The following is a 20,807-nucleotide window of genomic DNA, read 5'->3' as shown; positions in this document are numbered from 1 at the left end:
GCGGGACAGCGCCTTAGCGCGGCGGGAGCGAGCGCGCCGGATCTATCGAACGGCCGGCGTAACGCAGCTCGAAGTGCAGCATCACGCGGTCGTTGTCGGAGTCGCCCATCTCGGCGATCTTCTGGCCTTGCTGCACTGTCTCGCCTTCCTTCACGAGCAGCGAGCGATTGTGCGCGTACGCGGTCAGATAGTCGGCGTTGTGCTTGATGATCAGCAGGTTGCCGTAGCCGCGCAGGCCGTTGCTCGCATAGACGACCGTGCCGCCCGCCGCTGCGAACACGGGCGTGCCCGCAGCGTTGGCGATATCGATGCCCTTCGAGTTGTTGCCGTCGAAGCCGCGCACCACGTTGCCCGTCGCCGGCCAGATCAGCGAGATCGACGACGCGGGCGCCGCAGGCGTATCCGCGGCGGCACTGCGCGACGCAGACGAAGCGCTCGCCGAAGCGCCCGCCGAAGCGCTGCCCGAGGTGCTGCCGCGCGCCGAGCCCGTGCTGGCCGTCGCCGTGCCGGGTGGCGGCGCGACGCGCAGCACCTGGCCGACCTCGAGCGAATCGGGGTTCGACAATTTGTTCCAGCGCGTCAGGCTATCGACCGACGTGCGATTGCTGCGCGCGATCTTGTACAGCGTGTCGCCCCGTTCGACGCGATAGTAGCCCGGACCCACGGGTGCCGAGCCGCATGCGGCCAGTGCTGCGACCATGGCCGCGCAGACGAGCCGTCTGATTTTTGTAGTCAACATTGGACCTCGCAAGACGCTGCCGCGCGCCGATCCCGATCACGTGGCAGATGCAAAACGCCAGATTCTAACGGTTTTGCAATGCAGCACCCGTTTTCGGGTTGAGGCGCCGCGCGACGATCGTGCCGCGCGCGATACGCGGCGCTCAGGGCAGCGTGCCGACGATAATGCGCAGCGACGCTGTTTCGGTGTCGCCCGCTTCGAGCCAGCGCAGGCCCAGGCCGTTGTGGATCGCATCGGGCAGACCCAGCCACGGCTCGACGCAGAAGAAGTCCGATTCGGGCTTTTCCGTCCACGTCGTGACGGCGTACCACGGCACCGAGTTGGGCCGCTGCAGATCGATCGTGATGCTGCGGTTCAGGCCGAGCGCGACCATCCGCACGAGGTGATCCGGCGCGCCGTCGAGGCAATGGAAGCGATCCAGGATGCCCGGATCGTCCAGACGATAGTCCGGCTTGCCTGCTTCGCCCTCGCTGATCGCGCCGTCCGGCAATTGATGGCGGCGCACCGTGCGCGGCAGTTCGAGCACCGTTTCGCCGCGTTGCGGGTGCGGCAGCGTGAAGTAGAAATGATGGCCCGCGTAGTACGGCAGCGGCTCGCTGCCCGCCGTGCCCGTGTTGGTCGTGATGAAGTCGACGTCGAGCGTGTGCGCGTCGACGAGCGTGTACTTCGCCTCGAAACGGAAGCTGAACGGATAGCCGGTGCGCGTCGCGTCGCTGTCAGCCAGCGTCATGCTGATCGAGCGTGCGGCTTCGTCGACCGTGGCCTCGAACGGCAGGTCGCGCGCGAAGCCGTGCATGGGCAGATCGCGCACGGTGCCTTGCGCGTCCTTCCAGCGGCCGATCTGGCCGTCGACGAAATGGCGGCCGAGAAACGGAAACAGCAGGGGATTGCCGCCGCGCACGCGCGCGGGCTGGCTCCAGTCCGCGTGCTCGGGCCAGAAGATCACCGACTGACCGTCGATGTCCCACGACAGCAGGCGGCCGCCCGCCTGCGGCGCGACGCGCAGCAAGGAGCCGTCGCGTGCGATCTCGATGATGTCCTGTTGCTGGAATTGAGGCATGGCAATGACGATAGAAAGCGGTTAGGAAGGGATCGGGCATGCACGATTGTGGCGCGCAAAGCGCAGCGACGCCGATTTTGCGCCCCTTTGTGCTACGGGGAAACCCTTCTCGGGAAATTGCGGGTGTTGGCGCACAGTCGGCGCAATCAATAATGTGTACGAAGACCGGCTCCGGCCGGATCCGATCACTCGGTTTTCAGGAGGGGCGATGGATCTCGCAATGGCAATGAGCGTGGCACTGTTCGGCATGTTTACGGGCAGTACGATTTATTTCTTTTATAAATTTACACGCTGACACGGGGCGACGAGAATCCACGTTGAGCCGTCGGCACGTACCGACGGTCCACGCAGCCTCCGCACGCAGGCCCGCCTTCCAGGCGGGCCTTTTTGCTTTCATCGCCGTAATCAGCCTTTCGATCTTGTTGCAACGCGGCAAGATTCTGTTAAAAGCGAATTTTTGTCCTTGGCGCACCCCGGTCGCCCAGGCATAATCGACCCGCCTTCAGATGCCGGACGTCATGCTCCGGCAAGCTGTCCATCCTCCCCACTTTTCAAAAGGACCGACGCGTGAGCCTGTCGTTTTTGATCTTTTTGAGCGTGCTGCAGGGCGTCACGGAACTGTTTCCGGTGAGCAGTCTTGGTCACACGCTGCTCGTTCCCGCTCTCTTCGGCATGCATATCGACAAGCATGCACCGCAACTGCTGCCGTTCCTCGTCGCGCTGCATCTGGGCACCGCGTTCGCGCTGCTGTGGTACTTCCGTACGCGCTGGATTGCGCTCATAGGCGGCTTTTTCGCGTCGCTGTCGGGCCGCCGCAATGACGATGGCCATATGATGTGGGCGCTCATCATCGGGACGATTCCGGCCGGTCTGGTGGGTCTCGTGCTCGAAAAGCGTCTCGAACGCGTGTTCCACGATCTGCGCATCGTCGCAATTGCGCTGATCGTCAACGGCATCCTGCTGTGGCTCGGCGACCGGCTGCAGCGCGCGCGCGTGCATCGCGCGCCGGAGAAGCTGACGTTCAAGCAGGCGTTTCTGGTCGGCCTCGCGCAGATCGGCGCGCTGATTCCCGGTTTCTCGCGCAGCGGCCTGACGATGATCGCGGGCAACGGCGCGGGCCTGACCTCCGAGAAGGCCGCCGAATTCTCGTTCCTGCTCGGCACGCCGATCATCTTTGCGGCGGGCATCCTCGAACTGCCGAAGCTCTTCCACGCGCCGGGCCAACTCGCCGACGCGCTGCTGGGCGGCGTGCTGACCGCGATCGCCGCGTACCTGAGCGTGCGTTTCCTGATGCGCTATTTCGAAGGACGCGGCCGCCTTGCGTCGTTCGGCGTGTACTGCGTGATCGCGGGCGTGGTGTTTCTCGGCTGGTTCATGACGCATCCGCAGCCGGCCTGATCGCGCGGTTCGATCGGTTATAATCGCGGGCCCGGCGTTGCTGCCGGGCCTTTCTGTTTGAGCGCCACGGCATGTGTGGCGTGCTTACACCGGCGCCTGACACCAGTCTCGGTCAGGTCCAGCCAGGTTAAAATTCCGGTTTCGCCTCCCCATAGTTCAACGGATAGAACACGGGTCTTCTAAACCTGAAATCGAGGTTCGATTCCTCGTGGGGGGGCCATCCAGTCAGCCTGCGCGCTCTGCGCACGGCCTCCATCTTTCTCCCATCCTCACCGCATCGCACGCCCATAAAAAAGGGCAGCCGAAGCTGCCCTGAAGCGTTGCGCATCGAACGTGGAGAAATGCGCGACTGTTGCTTGCCCGTACTTTGTCGATGACGGGCGACGGGCCCGCCTGCCTGCGTTGCTGCGTGCTTACTTGTTGATGTCGAGCGCGTTCGTCAGATCGCCCATCGCCTGGCCACCGTTCGCGACGAGCGCGCTGTCACGCGCCGTCAGGCCCGGCAGGTTCGGCAGATTGAAGCGGTGCGTGATGAATCGCAGGATCGACGTCGTGTCGTACTGCGTATGATCGACGAAACCCTTCTTCGCGTACGGCGACACGATGATCGCGGGAATCCGCGTACCCGGGCCCCAGCGGTCGCCCTTCGGCGGGGCGACGTGATCCCAGAAGCCGCCGTTCTCGTCGTACGTGATGACGACGACCATGTTGTTCCACTGCGGGCTCTTCTGCAGATGCGAGATCACATCCGCAATGTGCTGATCGCCCTGCGCCACATCCGTATAACCCGCGTGCTCGTTCAGGTTGCCCTGCGGCTTGTAGAACGCGACTTGCGGCAGCGCGCCGGCGTCGATCGCCTTGATGAACTCCGAGCCGTTCAGGCCGCCGTCGAGCAGGTGCTTGGCGCGGTTGTCGGTGCCCGGCGCGAGGTCGGCGAAGTAGTTGAACGGCTGGTGGTGCGGCTGGAAGTTCGGCGAGCTAAGGTTCGCGCCGTAGATCACGTTCGCCGTGTTGTTCTGCACCGCCGAGATCGCATTGCCCCAAGCGCCGCCGTACCATGCCCACGTCACGCCCGCGTTGTTGAGCAGGTCGCCGATGTGCTGGTTCGTCTGCGCCGGCAGCGTCGTTGCGACCGTCGGATCGGCGAGATTTGCGTCGCCGCCCGTAGCCGGCTTGTTGCCGCTCGGCTGATACGGCGGCTGCATCGTGTTGATGGCGTAGAAGTCGGGCGTGAGGTTGCCCGAGTTGACGAAGGTCGGCACGTCGGTCAGCGCCGATGCCGCCGAAGTCGACTTGAGCGTCAGCGACACACCGTCCGGCTCGACCGCGGAGATCGACGTCTTCGCGACGCTCGTGTCGGCGTTCGCATAGAACGGCGTACACGCGCAGACCAGCCACTGATGGTTCAGGAACGAGCCGCCGAACGCGCCCATGAAGAAATTGTCGGCCAGCGTGAATTGCTGTGCGAGCTTATAGAGCGGCAACTTGTCGGCGTTCGGCGTGTAGTGGCCCATCACGAGACCGCCCGAATCGGCCCACGCGGCGAACATGTCGTTCTTGCCGCCGTGGATCTGCATCTGGTTCTCGTAGAAGCGGTGATACAGGTCGCGCGTCGTCGCGCTGAGCGGCGCGTTGAAGCCGGCCGGATCGTCGATGGCGAACGGCGAGTTCGGCAGATTGACCGTCATCGCCTGCGTGATGACAGGCGTCACGCCCGCAGCCGTGAGGCCCTTCCAGACGGGCGGCAGCGTCGCAAGCACGGAGCCGTCGCGGTCGAGCTGGCGCGCGCTCGTCGCCGTCACGTTCTGCAGGCCGTTGGCGCCCGGGAAGTTGCCGTAGAGGTTGTCGAAGCTGCGGTTTTCCGCGTAGATGACCACGACGTTCTTCACGGAAGACAACGTCGGCTTCGAATTCGAATTGCCACCACATGCGTACAGCCCGATCGCTGCGGCGATCGCAATAGGCGTCGCGCAGATCAGTTTCTTGTTCATGATTTATCTCTCTCGCGTTGGGGACCGGTGGTGGATCCGCATTGGGATGACCGGCGGCGAGAGTGTCGCAAGGCTTTTTGACAGAACGATTAATTTCTTACATAGAGTTTCTGATTGGCTTGTGGTTTTTGATATGTCGTCGGGTATATGTCATTTAGGCGACATGTCGGTGAAATAACCTCGCGCAGTCAATCAACACGAGCAGGTAAGAACGATATGTGGCGCGAGGTGGCGGGGCTTCAGTCAAGACAGGCGTGGCGCGCGAGATGGCTCGGCGCGCTGGGTGTTTCGGTTTCGGTGATGCTGTCGGCTTGCGATGCCGGTAGCGCGCAAGGCGGCGGCGCTCATGCGGCAACGGCGGCGCAATCGGTGCATCCGGCAATGAGCGGCGCGCAGATGCAAAAGGTGTCCGCCGATGGCGCAGCGGCGATCCCCGCTGGCGGTCAGACGCGTGCCCAGGTGTACGAGTCCGTCAAGAAGATGACGGCCGTCGGCAAGCAGCTTTTCTTCGATCCGTCGCTGTCGGGCTCGGGCAAGCTCGCCTGTGCGTCGTGCCACAGCCCGCAGCACGCCTTCGGACCGCCGAACGCGCTCTCCGTGCAACTGGGCGGTCAGGACATGCGCCAGCAAGGCATGCGCGCCGCGCCCGACATCAAGTATCTGCAGAAGGTGCCGTCCTTCACCGAGCACTATCACGATTCGGACGACGAGGGCGACGAGAGCGTCGATGCAGGTCCGACGGGCGGCCTGATGTGGGACGGCCGCGTGAACAGCGCGCACGATCAGGCGCGCATGCCGCTGACGTCGTCGTTCGAGATGGGCAGCACGCCGCAAAAAGTGGCGGCGGCCGTGAAGGCCGCGCCGTACGCGAACCAGTTCCGCGACGCGTTCGGCGAGCGCGTGTTCGATAGCGACGACGCGACGTTCAAGGCCGTGCTCCAGGCGCTAGAAGTGTTCGAGGAGGCGCCGGAACTGTTCTACCCGTACACGAGCAAGTACGACGCGTTTCTCGCGGGCAAGGCGCAACTGACGAAGGCCGAACTGCACGGCCTGCAGCTCTTCAACGACGAGACCAAGGGCAACTGCGCGAGCTGCCACATCAGCCAGCGCGCGCTCGACGGCTCGGCGCCCGCGTTCTCGGACTTCGGTCTGATCGCGCTTGGCGTGCCGCGCAATCGCACGCTGGCCGTGAACCACGATCCGCATTTCTACGATCTGGGCGCGTGCGGCCCGGAACGGACGGATCTGAAGGGCCAAGACGAGTATTGCGGAATTTTCCGTACGCCGACGCTGCGCAACGTCGCGCTGCGTAAGACGTTCTTCCACAACGGGATTTATCACTCGCTCGAAGAGGTCGTCCGCTTCTATGCGGAGCGCGATACGAATCCGGAAAAGTTTTATCCGGTCGTCAAGGGGAAAGTGCAGAAATTCGACGATTTGCCGAAGAAGTATTGGGCGAATCTGAATACCGACCCGCCGTTCGATCGCAAGCCGGGCGACAAGCCTGCGCTGGATGAATCAGAGATCAAGGATGTGGTCGCGTTCCTTAAGACGCTGACGGACGGATACCAGCCGGAAGCGCCTCAGCAACATGCTGACGCTCACATCGTCAGCAGCAAATAACAGCAAGCGATCAACAGCAGGAAGGACGCGAGCACGCACACGAGGCCCGCTCGCGTCACCGCGCACGGCCACCGGCTGCGGCGCAGCCCGTGGATACGCACGATGGTCGGCATTGGCGCGGGATCGACGCGCATGACGATTGTGCCAAGAACGACGCAGATCAGCGTCAGCATCGCGGCGAAAAACTGGAGAGCGAACGAGAGGTCCATGAGCAAGAGTCGCAACGCGCAAAGCGTTTGAAGTGCGGGTGAATTTGACTCGACTCATGTTATGGATCGCGTGCCTGAGGGACTATGGGACGTATCCTAAAATTCTCCTAGGCTGGCTTCCGGTGGGCCTCAAACACGGCGGCGTTATCTCAAAGATGGTGGTCTCGCGAGCTGTGCATGTAGGTGGCGTGCTATGCTTTTGAGGTCCAGATCGCGGGCCGCTAGATGGCCGCGCCACGTTTGCCCGAACCCGACTTCTGCGGAGAATTTCATGTCGATGCGAACCCGAGCCGCGTTTCAACTCTCAGTGGGCGGGCTGTTGCTCGCTGGCGCAATCGGCGCGCATGCTGCCAATCTCAACTTCCTGAACGACACGCCGATCGCGTACATGAAGCAGGCCGACAACGATTCGCTCAGAAAGGCCGCGTTCGAGGCGCTCGACAAGAAGCAGGACGGCGAGTCCTCCACCTGGAACAACGAGGGGCTGCGCAATAGCACGAGGATCGAGGCGCAACTGACGCCCGATGCCACGTCGAAAGCGGGCGACCGGACATGCCGTCAGATGCATGTCGTGTTGAGCGCCAAAGGCCAGTCGATGAATCTGAACCCGCAGTTCTGCCGTCAGGGCACGGGCAACTGGGTGATGCAGAAGAAGAATTGAGCGCGCGCACGATCTCTTGCGGCGTCGTGTTGCTCGACCCGGATGGGCGGGTGTTGCTCGCGCACGCGACGGAAACCAGCCACTGGGATATTCCCAAAGGGCAGGGCGAGGAAGGCGAAGCGCCGCATGTGACGGCGCTGCGCGAGATGGAAGAGGAAACGGGTATCGCCGTGGACGCGGCGCGGCTAAAAGACCTGGGTCTGTTCGTGTATCGGCGGGACAAGGATCTGCATCTGTTCGCCGCGCGCGCCCGGGCCGACGAGCTCGATCTCACGCGCTGCACATGTACGTCGATGTTTCCGCGCCGCTCCGACGGCACGATGATTCCCGAGATGGACGCATTCCGCTGGGCCGCGCCCGATGACGTCGAGCATTACGCGAGCCGCAGCCTCACGCGGCTCTTTCAGACCACGCTATCGCTGACCGACCTGCACCGCGCGCTGGACACGGCGTAGCGCGGGCTTTTCAAACGACCTTCAATCGAGCGCCTTGTCGTTCGGATGCGCGAACATCGTGCGCATTTCCGCCGACAGCGGGTAGTTCAGATTGATCCCATGCGGGGGAATCGGCTGCGTAAACCAGACGTTGTACAGGCGCTCGGCCTCGCCCGATGTCTGCATCTTCGTGATCACACGGTTCACCAGTTCGCGGAACGGCGCGTCGCCCTTGCGGAACATGCACGCATAGGTCTCGTAGCCGAGCGGCGTGCCCGTCACAATGAAGTCGTCGGGGCGCGGGTCGGTGGCGCGAAAACCGTACAGAATCGGTTCGTCCATCACGAACGCGACCGCGCGGTCCGCCTTCACGGCTGCAAACGCATCGGAGTGGTCCTTCGCGCTCGCAATACGCATATTCAACTGCTTCTCGCTGTTCAACTGCCGCACGAGCCGTTCGTCCGACGTGCCCGCCGTCGTGACGACGGGCTTGCCGGCGAGGTCCGCGAAGTCGTTGATGCCGGCGTTCTTGCGCGCGATCATCCGCACCGCGTACTGGAAGAAACTGTTCGAAAACGCGGCGACATTTTCGCGCTCGCGCGTATGCGTGGTCGACCCGCATTCCAGATCGATCTGGTTGTTGACCAGCATCAGGAAGCGGTTCGCCGACGTGATCGTGACTTCGCGAACCTTGAGGTTCGGCATCGCGAGCGTCTTCCTGATTTCTTCGACGATGGCGAGCGCGATCGATTGCGAATAGCCGACCGTCTGGTCGCCGGTGGAATAGGAGAAGGGGATCGACGCTTCGCGCACGCCGAGCGTAATCAAGCCGTCGTCGTGAACTTTCTTGAGCGTACCCGTCAGCTCTTCGGCATGCGCGGGCGCAGTCAGCGACATAAGCGCCGCTAGCGTCGCGGCCGCGATAGCCACCAGCTTGTATTTGATTGCAACCTTCATCGTTCCCCCTGAGCCGGCAGCAATCACTCCGGCTGCATCGTCGCGCTGTCGCCTGGCGATGTCCGTCGCGGGACACGGCGGCATGCGCGCCGAATGCGCCGCATGCCGCGATGACTCAACCAGACAATCAGCTTACGCCGGCTTTCCCCAACTGTCGCGCAGACTGACGATCCGGTTGAATACGGGTTTGCCCGGTTTCGTGTCATACCGGTCAGCGACGAAGTAGCCGTGACGCTCGAACTGATAGCGCGCTTCGGGCTCGACTTCGCCCAGGCCAGGCTCGACGTAGGCGTGCATGATGCGCTTCGAATCCGGATTGAGCGCCTCGAGGAAATCGCGGCCGCCCGCGTCGGGCTGCGCTTCCTTGAAGAGGCGATCGTAGACGCGCACTTCGACGGGCACCGCCTGGGTCGCGCTGATCCAGTGGATCGTGCCTTTCACCTTGTAGTTGTTCGCGCCTTCCGTGCCGGAGCGGCTGTCTTCGAAGTAGTTGCAGTGGACAGCCGTGACCTTGCCGTTCTCGTCCTTGTCGAAGCCCGTGCATTCCACGACGTAGCCGTACTTCAGACGCACCTTGTTGCCCGGGAACAGGCGGAAATAGCCCTTCGGCGCGCTCTCCATGAAGTCTTCGCGCTCGATCCACAATTCACGCGAAAACGGGAACGTGCGCACGCCGCGATCGGGATGATGCGGGTGGACAGGTGCGCTGCATGCTTCCGTCTGATCTTCGGGATAGTTGTCGATGACGAGCTTCAGCGGATCGAGCACACAGGTCGCGCGCGGCGCCTTGTCGTCGAGATCGTCGCGCAGCGCGCCTTCGAACACGCTCATGTCGATCCACGAATCGACCTTCGTGATGCCGATGCGCTCGCAGAACAGCTTGATGCTGTCCGGCGTAAAGCCGCGGCGGCGCACGCCGACGATGGTCGGCATGCGCGGATCGTCCCAGCCGTCCACGTGGTTTTCGTTCACCAGTTGCAGCAGCTTGCGCTTGCTGGTGATCGCGTACGTGAGGTTCAGGCGCGAAAACTCGATCTGCTGCGGCAGCGGGCGCGTGAAGATGCCGGCCTCGGCGAGTTCGTCGAGAATCCAGTCGTACAGCGGCCGGTGGTCTTCGAACTCGAGCGTACACAGCGAATGCGTGATGTTTTCGAGCGCGTCCGAGATGCAGTGCGTGTAGTCGTACATCGGATACACGCACCACGTGTCGCCCGTCCGGTAATGGTGGGCGAAGCGGATGCGGTAGATCACCGGGTCGCGCATGTTGAAGTTCGGCGACGACATGTCGATCTTCGCGCGCAGCACGTGCTCGCCTTCCTTGAACTCGCCCGCCTTCATGCGGCGGAACAGGTCGAGGTTCTCTTCGACGCTGCGCTCGCGGAACGGCGACGGCGTGCCGACTTCCGTCGCGGAGCCGCGGTTCGCGCGCATTTCTTCCGCCGTTTGACTGTCGACATACGCCTTGCCGCGCGTGATCAGCAGTTCGGCGAACTCATAGAGCTTGTCGTAGTAGTCGCTCGCGAAGTAGAGGTGCTCTTTGCTTTCTGCGTTCCACTCGAAGCCGAGCCACTTCACCGCGTCGACGATCGAGTCGACGTATTCGAAGCTTTCCTTTTCCGGGTTCGTGTCGTCGAAGCGCAGGTGACAGACGCCACCGTAGCTTTGCGCGATGCCGAAGTTCAGGCAGATGCTCTTCGCGTGGCCGATATGCAGATAGCCGTTCGGTTCCGGCGGGAAGCGCGTTTCCACCCGCTGCCCCCACTTTCCGGAGCGGTTGTCGTCGTCGATGATGTTGCGGATGAAATTGGAAACGGGCGCTTCGTTGCGCTCGGCGTCTTTGCGATCGTTGTTCATGCGAGAAGGAGAAAGTCGGTCCTGGACACTATATGCGTCCGTTAGTCTGTCAATTCTACCTGACGACACATTCGGCGACAGTCTTTAGGCTTGCGCGGTGCGGCGCGCCGCCGAAAACAGCGGAAATCGATGCGTTTCCGGGGCGCAATCGGCGCTGTAACAGGAGGTAAATTGCGTTGGCTCGGTATGGTGCGGACGCTTAGCATGCGTCGCGCGCCATGCCCCACGGCGGCCTTGCGCCGCCCCGCGCCATCGCGGGTGATGGTGGGCTTTGCCGTTGCGCTTCGCGGCGAGCATGAGCCTTGTCCCGCGCCTCTGAGCGGTGCTTTCGTTGTCGGCTGCGCCCGTCGCGTCGTTTTTCGGCAGGCGCTGCGTTTCCGTTATTCTGTCGTGGGCTCGGGCATCCGATGCCCGTCCCGCCGCTTCACGCGACCTGTCCTTGCCGCGAGCCGGCCGCCCCATGCCGCTGCACACGCGCGGGCAGGTCCATCTATCCCGGAGTTCCTCGGATGTCCCTTCCGATGTTGCGCGCGCCGCGCGCGCTTTCCGGCGCCGACATGCATGCCGAATCCCATGCGGGCGCCCACGCCGATTTCTGTTCCAGCGCCGGCCGCGTCGTTGCTCGTGGCACGTTTGCACGCTTCGCCACGACGCTCGCGCTGACGGGCGCACTGCTCGCCAGCCTGGTTGCGTCGCCCGCCGTCGACGCGAAGACGGCCCAGCCGAAGCCCGTGCTCGACGCGTCGGCCGTCGCGACGCCCGACCGCTACGCGGCCGACGCCGCGCAGCAGATTTTCGCGGCGGGCGGCAATGCCGTCGACGCAGCCGTCGCGATCGCCTTCACGCTCGCCGTCACGTACCCGGATGCGGGCAACATCGGCGGCGGCGGGTTCATGACGCTGGTCATGGACGGCAAGCCGTACTTTCTTGACTACCGCGAGAAAGCGCCGCAGAGCGCGACGCGCGACATGTATCTCGACGACAAGGGCAACGTGATCAAGGGCATGAGCCTCGTCGGACATCGCGCGGTGGCCGTGCCGGGCACCGTCGACGGCATGTGGGAAGCGCAGAAGCGCTTCGGCAAGCTCAAATGGAAGCAGGTGCTCGCGCCCGCCATCAAGTACGCGACGGACGGTTTTCCCGTTGAGCCGTGGCTGCAGAAGCGCCGCGACGGCGCGTCGCAGAGCTTCGGCGGCAAGACCAATTTCGATGCGTACTTCGCGAACCTGAAAGCGGGCAACACGTTCCGCCAGCCCGAACTTGCGCAGACCTTGACGCGGATCGCATCGGACGGCGGCCGCGAGTTCTACGAAGGGCAGACGGCCGATCTGATCGCGCGCCAGATGTACGGGCATGGCCTGCTCACGAAAGCGGATCTGCTGCAGTACAAGGCCGTGTGGCGACAGCCCGTGACGGCCAGCTGGAACGGCTATCAGATCGTCACGGCGCCGCCGCCCAGTTCGGGCGGCATCGGATTGATCCAGTTGCTGAAGATGAAGGCGGACCTTAAGCCGCAGTTCGACGGCGTGGCGCTCAATTCCGAGCCGTACATCCATCTGGTCGCGCAGATCGAGGACCGCGTGTTCGCTGACCGCCAGCAGTACATGGGCGATCCCGACTCGTACCGCGTGCCCGTCGACAAGCTGATCGACGACGCCTACCTCGCGAAGCGCGTCGAGGACATCACGCCCGACGAAGTGCCGGGCGCCTCACCCGTCAAGCCGGGCCTCGGCGACTCGATGCCGGAAAAGGCTCAGACGACGCACTTTTCGGTGGTCGACAAGTGGGGCAACGCGGTGTCGAACACGTACACGCTGAACGGGCCGTTCGGCTCGGGTGTGGTCGTCGACGGCGGCGGCTTCGTGCTGAACGACGCGATGGACGACTTCGAGATGAAAGCCGGCGTGCCGAACCAGTCCGGTGTGACGAGCGGCGACGTCAACACGATAGCGCCGGGGCGCCGGCCTTTGTCGTCGATGGCGCCGACCATCCTGACGAAGGACGGCAAGGTGTCGCTCGTGATCGGCACGCCGGGCGGCTCGCGCATCTTCACGTCGATCTTCCAGGTGATGACGAACCTGTACGACTTCAACATGCCGCCCGCCGACGCGCTCGCCGCGATGCGCTTTCACCATCAGTTGCTGCCGCAGAAGACGATCTACTTCGAGCCGTATCATCCCATCGACGGCGAGCTGGCCGAGCAGTTGACGGCGCGCGGCTACACGCTGCAGGGCCAGACGTTCAACGGCGACGTGCAAATGATCCGGATCGACGGCACGACGCCGCAACCGGCTGCCGATCCGCGCGGCGTTGGCGTGGGGCGTGTGATTCAATAGCGCTGGCGGCGATGCCGCACTTCGACCACTGAAAACAAACGGGGAACAGCATGGCGTTTGAGCAGCAAAGCGTGATCGTATTGCCGGGTTACATGAACTCGGGCGTCGGGCATTGGCAGACCCGCTGGGAAGCGCGTTATTCGAACTTCTCGCGCGTGCCGATGCGGGACTGGGATCATCCCGTTTGCGATGAGTGGTGCGACACGCTCGACGCTGCTGTCGCCGCTGCGAAAGCGCCTGTTGTGTTTGCCGCGCATAGCCTGGGCTGCCTGACGGTCGCGTCCTGGGCGGCGCGGCATGCTTCACAGGATGCGCTGGCGAAAGTCGCGGGCGCGCTGCTCGTCGCGGTGCCCGATCCGGCCGGCCCCGGATTTCCCGCCGATGCGGCCGGCTTCGACGCCGTGCCGATGGGCAAGTTGCCATTCCCGTCGATCGTCGTCGCGAGCACCGACGATCCGTACGGCGGCGTGCCGTTCTCGCAGGCCTGCGCGACGGCATGGGGCAGCCGCTGGGAGAATATCGGCCCGCGTGGCCATATCAACGCCGACAGCGGCCTCGGAGATTGGGACGAAGGGCACCGCTGGCTGGCTTCGATGGCGTGAGTGGCGGCGGGGCGGCGCGATTCAGGTACCGTGGGTTGGGTGCCGGACCAAGTGCGCCGCGCGCCTGGTTCGGCCGCCGCGCACTGGACGACGTCTGCCGGAGCCACTGTTTGCCGGGACGCCTGCAACTGCAGTGCGCCAACGGCAGGAAGCCAACTGCGGCCCGCCAGGCGAAGCACGCTAAGCGAAGCGAGCCAACCGCAGCACCCCAACCGCAGCACCCCAACCGCAGCACCCCAACCGCAGCACCCCAACCGCAGCACCCCAACCGCAGCACCCCAACCGCAGCAAGCCGCCTCCCGACCTCACATCAGATCACCGACCGGCCCCTCAGCGCGTCGATGCGCACATCGTCGTATCCGAGCACATCGCGCAGGACCGCTTCCGTATGCTCGCCGAGCGTCGGCGGATGCGCCTGTGCCTCGGGCGGCGTCGCGCTCATGCGGATTGGATTGCGCACCAGCTTCACGGTGCCGCCCGATGGGTGCGGCAGCTGAACCTCCATGCCACGCGCGACCACCTGCTCGTTCTCGAACACCTCTTCCAGATCGTTGATCGGGCCGCAGGGCACGCCCGCCGCTTCCAGTGCATCGATCCATTCGTGCTTGCTGCGCGTACGGACCATCTCAGCGAGGATCGGCACGAGCGTCTCGCGATTTCGCACGCGCTCAGGATTGGTCGCGAAGCGGTCGTCGTCGGCTAGATCCGCGCGCTTGCCCGCTTCGACGAACTTGCGGAACTGTCCGTCGTTGCCCACAGCGACAATGATCCAGCTGTCGCTCGTCTGAAACGTCTGATAAGGAACGATGTTCGGATGCGCGTTGCCCCAGCGTGCCGGCGGCTTGCCGCTCGCGAGGAAGTTCGAGTTCATGTTGGCGAGCATCGCGACCTGCACGTCGAGCAGCGCCATGTCGATGTACTGGCCTTCGCCCGTGCGGTCGCGGTGCGCGAGCGCCGTCAGCACGGCGACGCTCGAGTACATGCCCGTCATCAGGTCCGCGATCGCCACGCCCGCTTTCTGCGGGCCGCCGCCCGGCTGGCCGTCGCGCTCGCCCGTGATGCTCATGAAGCCGCCGATGCCCTGCACGATGAAGTCATACCCCGCGCGCTGCGCATACGGCCCCGTCTGCCCGAAGCCCGTCACCGAGCAATAGACGATGTCAGCCTTCACGGCCTTCAGCGACTCATAGTCGAGCCCGTACTTCTTCAACTGGCCGACCTTGTAGTTCTCCAGCACGACGTCGCTTTGCGCAGCCAGCTCGCGGACGATCTGCTGTCCTTCGGGCGTGGCGATATCGACGGTCACCGAGCGCTTGTTGCGGTTCGCCGCGAGGTAATAGGCGGCTTCCCGCGTGTCCGCGCCCTCTGGCGTCTTCAGGTACGGCGGACCCCAGTGGCGCGTGTCGTCGCCGGCGCCCGGCCGCTCGACCTTGATCACGTCGGCGCCGAAATCGGCTAGCGTCTGCGCGCACCACGGACCGGCAAGCACGCGGGTAAGGTCCAGCACGCGAATATGACTGAGTGCGCCCATGTTCTGTCTACGTCTCCATGTGTTCAATGTGATAGACCGCGCGCCGCAGGGCGCTGCCCGATTGAATCGATGTGGTGCATCTTAAGCGATCGGCCGCGCCCGACCTACTCAGCCTGACGGCATAGGACGAATGACTGCCCGCGCTTTCGGCGTTTTTGGGAGGCGAAACTGGCCGGATGGCCAATGCCGCGCACAGCCCGCGCCACGGCGTCGCGCGACAGCGCCGATCCCGTATAATCGACCGTTCAGGAAACAATCTATTGCGACGGCCGGTCAGTCTTCCGCAGCCGTCGGCTCAAGCCAGGACCGTCCCCAAAGCACGCTATGAAAGCCGCCGAAATCCGCGAGAAATTCCTCAAGTTCTTCGAATCGAAGGGCCATACGATCGTCCGTTCGTCGAGCCTCGTGCCCGGCAACGACCCGACGCTGCTCTTCACCAATTCGGGCATGGTGCAGTTCAAAGATGTGTTTCTCGGCGCCGAGTCGCGGCCGTATTCGCGGGCCACGACGGCGCAGCGCAGCGTGCGCGCGGGCGGCAAGCACAACGACCTGGAAAACGTCGGCTACACGGCGCGTCACCACACGTTTTTCGAAATGCTCGGCAACTTCTCGTTCGGCGACTATTTCAAGCGTGACGCGATCCACTACGCGTGGGAACTGCTGACGGGCGTCTACGGCCTGCCGAAGGAAAAGCTCTGGGTCACCGTCTACCAGGAAGACGACGAAGCCTTCAACATCTGGGAGAAGGAAGTCGGCGTGCCGGCCGAGCGCATTATCCGCATCGGCGACAACAAGGGCGCGCGCTACGCGTCGGACAACTTCTGGCAGATGGCCGACGTCGGCCCGTGCGGTCCGTGCTCGGAAATCTTCTACGACCACGGCCCGGACGTGTGGGGCGGCCCGCCGGGATCGCCTGAAGAAGACGGCGACCGTTACATCGAGATCTGGAATCTCGTCTTCATGCAATTCAGCCGCGACGCCCAGGGCAACATGACGCCGCTGCCCAAGCAGTGCGTGGACACGGGCATGGGTCTGGAGCGTATCGCCGCGGTGCTGCAGCACGTACACAGCAACTACGAAATCGACCTGTTCCAGGCGCTGATCAAGGCAGCCGGGCGTGAAACAGGCGTTGAAGATCTGTCGAACAACTCGCTGAAGGTGATCGCCGATCACATCCGCGCGTGCTCGTTCCTGATCGTCGACGGCGTGATCCCCGGCAACGAAGGCCGCGGCTACGTGCTGCGCCGTATCGTGCGCCGCGCGATCCGTCACGGCTACAAGCTGGGCCGCAAGGGTTCGTTCTTCCACAAGATGGTGGCTGATCTCGTCGCGCAAATGGGCGGCGCGTATCCCGAGTTGAAAGACGCCGAACAGCGCGTCACAGACGTGCTGCGCCAGGAAGAAGAGCGCTTCTTCGAGACCATCGAGCACGGCATGTCGATCCTCGAAAGCGCGCTGGCCGATCTGGAATCGAAGGGCGGCAAGACGCTCGACGGCGAAGTCGCGTTCAAGCTGCACGACACCTATGGCTTCCCGCTCGATCTGACGGCGGACGTGTGCCGCGAGCGCGAAGTGACGGTCGACGAGCCAGCATTCGACGAAGCAATGGCCCGTCAGCGCGAGCAGGCACGCGCGGCCGGCAAGTTCAAGATGGCGCAGGGCCTCGAATACACGGGCGCGAAGACCACGTTCCACGGCTACGAAGAGATCGTTTTCGACGACGCGAAGGTCACGGCGCTGTATGTCGACGGCGCGTCCGTCAAGGAAGTGGCGAAGGGCCAGCAGGCTGTCGTCGTGCTGGATCACACGCCGTTCTACGCGGAATCGGGTGGTCAGGTCGGCGATCAGGGCGTGCTCGCAAACGCGAGCGTGCGCTTCGCCGTCGCCGATACGCTGAAGGTGCAGGCGGACGTCGTGGGCCATCACGGCACGCTGGAACAAGGCATGCTGAAAGTAGGCGACGTCGTGAAGGCCGAGATCGACGCGATCCGCCGCGCACGCACGGCCCGTAATCACTCGGCTACCCACCTGATGCACAAGGCGCTGCGCGAAGTGCTCGGCGGCCACGTTCAGCAGAAGGGCTCGCTCGTCGACGCCGACAAGACCCGCTTCGACTTCGCGCACAACGCGCCGATGACGGACGATGAAATCCGCCGCGTCGAAGCCATCGTCAATGCCGAAGTGCTGGCGAACGCGCCGGGCGTCGTGCAGGTGATGCCGTACGACGAAGCGGTGAAGGGCGGCGCCATGGCGCTGTTCGGCGAGAAATACGGCGACGAAGTGCGCGTGCTCGATCTGGGCTTCTCGCGGGAGCTGTGCGGCGGCACGCACGTGCATCGCACGGGCGACATCGGCTTCTTCAAGATCGTGATGGAAGGCGGCGTCGCGGCGGGCATCCGTCGCGTCGAAGCGATCACGGGCGACAACGCGGTGCGTTACGTGCAGGAACTCGACGCGCGCATCAACGCAGCGGCCGCGGCGCTGAAGGCGCAGCCGTCGGAACTGACGCAGCGTATCTCGATGGTTCAGGACCAGGTGAAGTCGCTGGAAAAGGAGCTGGGCGCGCTGAAGTCGAAGCTCGCGTCGAGCCAGGGCGATGAACTGGCCGGCCAGGCCATCGAGGTTGCCGGCGTGCAGGTGCTGGCGGCGACGCTGGAAGGCGCGGACGTCAAGACGCTGCGCGAAACCGTCGACAAGCTCAAGGACAAGCTCAAGAGCGCGGCGATCGTGCTGGCGTCCGTCGAAGGGGGCAAGGTCAGCCTGATCGCGGGCGTCACGGCCGAGGCGAGCAAGAAGGTCAAGGCAGGCGAGCTGGTCAACTTCGTCGCGCAGCAGGTCGGCGGCAAGGGCGGCGGCCGTCCGGACATGGCACAGGCGGGCGGTACCGAGCCGGCCAATCTGCCGGCTGCGCTGGCTGGCGTGAAGGGCTGGGTCGAAGCGCAGCTCTAAGCCTGCGCGTCACGTAGCATTCGCATCAACAAAAAGCCGTGAGTCGATGAGACTCGCGGCTTTTTGATTTTGTGCTTTCGGGTTAGCCAAAAATCTTCTGCCGAGCGCTCAGGCAGCCACCTCGTCCGCCGGCTTCTCCTGCACGTTCCCGCTCGCGACCAGCATCCCGCGCAACGCATTCAATGCCGACGAGAAGTGACCGCGTCGCCAGACCAGTATCGTCTCGATGCTGCCGAGTTCCGCGAGCGGATGCACGGTGATATCGTCCGATTCGGGCAGCAGCGCCAGCACCGAGCGCGGCGCGAAAGCCACGCCCGCGCCCGCCGCCACGCACGCGACGATCGCGTGATACGAGCCGAGCTCCAGTACCCGGGCGGGCCGGATGCCGTGCTCCATGTACCACTTTTCGACATGCACGCGGTACGCGCAGCCCGTCTCGAACGCGATCAGCGTCGAAAGCGAAATATCGCCCGCATGATGGATGGGCGGATGACCGCGCGGCGACACCATCACCAGTTCTTCGCGAAACACGGGCACGACCTCGAACAGATCACCGATCCAGCCGGGATCGAGCGGTGTCGCGACGATGGCCGCATCCACCTCGAATTCGCGCACGCGATCGATCAGCTTGCCCGTCGTCCCCGTCTCCAGTTCGAGCGCGACGTCGGGCCACGTCTGGTGATATTGCGCGAGCAATCCGGGCAAGCGGGTCGCGGCGACGCTCTCCATCGTGCCCAGCCTCAGGCGTCCGCTCGGACGCGCGTCCTTGACTGCGTGGCGCGCTTCGTCGGCGAGCGCGAGCAGCCGTTCGGCATAGGGCAGCAGCGTCTCGCCCGCGGGAGTCAGCACGAGCCGCCGTCCGTCGCGAACGAATAGTTCGGTGCCCAGTTGTTCTTCGAGCTGCTTGATACGCGTGGTCACGTTCGATTGCACGCGATTGAGCTTCGCCGCGGCGCGCGTCACGCCGTTTTCGCGCACGACAGCGCGAAAGATAGTAAGTGCGGCAAGATCCATCAATCTCTCCGTGAGATTAAATCTATCCGTATTATTCATTTTATGAGATTGAAGGGTCAAGCTACGATGGTGTGGAAGAAGCCGACCGCCGCGCCGTCCAATCTCACGACGGCAGACCAACCGCCATGCCATCGATGAACGATTTCGCCACCCGCACCCTCCAGCACAGCCACACTTCCCCACATGCCGCGCGCCGCGCCGCGCTCGCCTGCATGGCGGCGCTTGCCGTCGCGCTCGGCGTCGGCCGCTTCGCCTTTACGCCGCTGTTGCCGCTGATGCTCCACGGCGGCGCGCTCGATATCAGACACGGTGGCTGGCTCGCGTCGCTCAACTACGCGGGTTATTTCCTCGGCGCGATTGCCTGCGTCGCGCTGCGCATGGACGCGGCGCGCGTGGTAAAGGCGGGCCTCGCGTCGACCGTGGTGCTCGTCCTCGCGATGGGCGTCACGCATCAGTTCTGGGTCTGGGCGGTGGTGCGCTTCATCGCGGGTGCGATCAGCGCGTGGACCTTCGTGTTCGCGTCGCAATGGGGCTTGCGCCGGCTCGCTGAACTGGGCGCGAACGAGTGGGGCGGCGTGATCTACACCGGTCCGGGCCTCGGCATCGCGGCGACGGGCCTGCTGGTCAGCGCGGCGGGCGGATATGGCGCGTCGGCGGGCTGGATCGGGTTTGGGCTCGTCTCGGCCGTGCTGACGGTGCTCGTGTGGCGCACGTTCGAGCCGGCAACGGCGAGCACAACTGCATCGACGCGGACAAGCGCGTCGGCGCAGACGGATGCACATCAGCATCGCGTGCATCTGCATCGCGCGGATGCCTTCTGGCTGATCGTTCTCTACGGTGTGCCCGGTTTCGGCTACATCATCACCGCGACGTTCTTGCCCGTGATCGCCCGCGCTGCGCTGCCCGTGGATTCGCCGTGGCCTGATCTGTTCTGGCCGATGTTCGGCGGCGCGCTGGTCGTGGGCGCGCTAGTGGGCGCGCGTCTGCCGTCGCATTGGGACAACCGCACGCTGCTGGCCGGCTGCTACGTGCTGCAGGCGCTCGGCATCCTCGCGGGCATCGTGTCGCCGACGGCGGGCGGCTTCGCGCTTGGCAGCGCGCTGATCGGCTTGCCGTTCACGGCGATCACCCTGTTCGCGATGCGCGAGGCGCGCCGGCTGCACGGCGACAACGCGGCGGGATTGATGGGCTATGCGACGGCGGCCTACGGCCTTGGACAGATCGTGGGTCCGCTCGTCGCCGCGCCGATCGCCGCGCACACCGGTTCGTTCACGCTGGCGCTTTGGCTGGCGGCGCTCAGTTTGCTCACCGGAGCCGTGGGTCTCGTCATGGTGGCCGTGTTGCGCCCGTTGTCGCGTGTCTGAGCGACAGCCCGGCATACCCTGACATTGCCGGATGGTCCGGACGAACAACGTCCGCGACCACCACATAACGACCAACAACGACGGG

16 protein-coding genes and 1 tRNA gene are annotated in these 20,807 nt (G+C 64.3%); 9 read left to right on the top strand and 8 right to left on the bottom strand.

Annotated features, from left to right (window positions below; all coding sequences use genetic code 11):
• Positions 1–13 precede the first annotated feature (13 nt).
• A complete protein-coding gene (locus tag BLT65_RS02370) occupies positions 14–739 on the bottom strand; it encodes a peptidoglycan DD-metalloendopeptidase family protein (protein ID WP_208545720.1) in 726 nt (241 codons plus the stop codon).
• Positions 740–881: 142 nt separating this feature from the next.
• Positions 882–1,799 (bottom strand): aldose epimerase family protein, encoded by a 918-nt coding sequence (locus tag BLT65_RS02365; protein WP_091774448.1) that lies wholly within the window; start codon positions 1,797–1,799, stop codon positions 882–884.
• A 567-nt stretch (positions 1,800–2,366) separates the two neighbouring features.
• Here BLT65_RS02365 and BLT65_RS02360 point away from each other — a divergent pair.
• Together BLT65_RS02360 and BLT65_RS02355 are read left to right on the top strand one after the other, a co-directional pair.
• Positions 2,367–3,197 carry an undecaprenyl-diphosphate phosphatase gene (locus tag BLT65_RS02360; protein ID WP_042306993.1) on the top strand — a complete coding sequence of 277 codons (831 nt, stop codon included), beginning with the start codon at positions 2,367–2,369 and terminating at the stop codon, positions 3,195–3,197.
• A gap of 145 nt (positions 3,198–3,342) precedes the next feature.
• Positions 3,343–3,417, top strand: a tRNA-Arg gene (locus BLT65_RS02355).
• Positions 3,418–3,610: 193 nt separating this feature from the next.
• Here the strand turns inward: BLT65_RS02355 and BLT65_RS02350 are convergent.
• Positions 3,611–5,188, bottom strand: a complete 1,578-nt coding sequence (locus tag BLT65_RS02350; RefSeq protein ID WP_091774446.1) for an acid phosphatase — start codon at positions 5,186–5,188, stop codon at positions 3,611–3,613.
• Positions 5,189–5,404: 216 nt separating this feature from the next.
• On the opposite strand from BLT65_RS02350, the gene BLT65_RS02345 reads away from it, so the two are divergent.
• Positions 5,405–6,811, top strand: coding sequence for a cytochrome-c peroxidase (locus tag BLT65_RS02345; RefSeq protein ID WP_091774444.1), 1,407 nt, complete (start codon positions 5,405–5,407; stop codon positions 6,809–6,811).
• On the opposite strand, the gene BLT65_RS02340 is transcribed toward BLT65_RS02345, so the two are convergent.
• The gene (locus BLT65_RS02340; protein ID WP_091774442.1) at positions 6,790–7,020 is read right to left on the bottom strand and encodes a hypothetical protein; all 231 of its coding nucleotides are present in this window, start codon (positions 7,018–7,020) and stop codon (positions 6,790–6,792) included. The genes BLT65_RS02345 and BLT65_RS02340 overlap by 22 nt on opposite strands.
• 271 nt (positions 7,021–7,291) lie before the next feature.
• Between BLT65_RS02340 and BLT65_RS02335 the strand changes: the two genes are divergently transcribed.
• Positions 7,292–7,681, top strand: coding sequence for a hypothetical protein (locus tag BLT65_RS02335; RefSeq protein WP_091774440.1), 390 nt, complete (start codon positions 7,292–7,294; stop codon positions 7,679–7,681).
• Positions 7,678–8,136: an NUDIX hydrolase gene (locus BLT65_RS02330; RefSeq protein WP_091774438.1), complete on the top strand. Its 459-nt coding sequence runs from the start codon at positions 7,678–7,680 to the stop codon at positions 8,134–8,136. Before BLT65_RS02335 ends, BLT65_RS02330 begins: the two co-directional genes overlap by 4 nt.
• A gap of 21 nt (positions 8,137–8,157) precedes the next feature.
• Here the strand turns inward: BLT65_RS02330 and BLT65_RS02325 are convergent, their stop codons facing one another.
• Entirely contained in the window at positions 8,158–9,072 is a 915-nt protein-coding gene (locus BLT65_RS02325) for a transporter substrate-binding domain-containing protein (RefSeq protein WP_091774908.1), read from the bottom strand.
• A 132-nt stretch (positions 9,073–9,204) separates the two neighbouring features.
• Positions 9,205–10,926 carry a glutamine--tRNA ligase/YqeY domain fusion protein gene (locus tag BLT65_RS02320; RefSeq protein WP_091774436.1) on the bottom strand — a complete coding sequence of 574 codons (1,722 nt, stop codon included), beginning with the start codon at positions 10,924–10,926 and terminating at the stop codon, positions 9,205–9,207.
• Positions 10,927–11,435: 509 nt separating this feature from the next.
• Here BLT65_RS02320 and ggt point away from each other — a divergent pair.
• A complete protein-coding gene (ggt, locus tag BLT65_RS02310) occupies positions 11,436–13,262 on the top strand; it encodes a gamma-glutamyltransferase (protein WP_091774432.1) in 1,827 nt (608 codons plus the stop codon).
• 50 nt (positions 13,263–13,312) lie between these two features.
• Positions 13,313–13,864 carry an RBBP9/YdeN family alpha/beta hydrolase gene (locus BLT65_RS02305; protein ID WP_091774430.1) on the top strand — a complete coding sequence of 184 codons (552 nt, stop codon included), beginning with the start codon at positions 13,313–13,315 and terminating at the stop codon, positions 13,862–13,864.
• 310 nt (positions 13,865–14,174) lie between these two features.
• On the opposite strand, the gene BLT65_RS02300 is transcribed toward BLT65_RS02305, so the two are convergent.
• Entirely contained in the window at positions 14,175–15,395 is a 1,221-nt protein-coding gene (locus BLT65_RS02300) for a CaiB/BaiF CoA transferase family protein (protein ID WP_042307015.1), read from the bottom strand.
• Positions 15,396–15,719: 324 nt separating this feature from the next.
• Here BLT65_RS02300 and alaS point away from each other — a divergent pair, with 324 nt between their 5' ends.
• Positions 15,720–18,344, top strand: a complete 2,625-nt coding sequence (gene alaS, locus BLT65_RS02295; protein ID WP_091774427.1) for an alanine--tRNA ligase — start codon at positions 15,720–15,722, stop codon at positions 18,342–18,344.
• Between the two features lie 108 nt (positions 18,345–18,452).
• On the opposite strand, the gene BLT65_RS02290 is transcribed toward alaS, so the two are convergent.
• The gene (locus BLT65_RS02290) at positions 18,453–19,358 is read right to left on the bottom strand and encodes a LysR family transcriptional regulator (protein WP_091774425.1); all 906 of its coding nucleotides are present in this window, start codon (positions 19,356–19,358) and stop codon (positions 18,453–18,455) included.
• 134 nt (positions 19,359–19,492) lie between these two features.
• Between BLT65_RS02290 and BLT65_RS02285 the strand changes: the two genes are divergently transcribed.
• On the top strand, positions 19,493–20,722 hold the full coding sequence (locus BLT65_RS02285; protein ID WP_091774905.1) for a YbfB/YjiJ family MFS transporter: 1,230 nt from the start codon (positions 19,493–19,495) through the stop codon (positions 20,720–20,722).
• Positions 20,723–20,807: the final 85 nt, after the last annotated feature.

The organism is Paraburkholderia steynii (genome assembly GCF_900100565.1).
GTDB classification, from domain to species: domain Bacteria; phylum Pseudomonadota; class Gammaproteobacteria; order Burkholderiales; family Burkholderiaceae; genus Paraburkholderia; species Paraburkholderia terrae.
The sequence above is the reverse complement of the archived record's forward strand: the minus strand, read 5'-3'. Positions and strand labels throughout refer to the sequence as shown.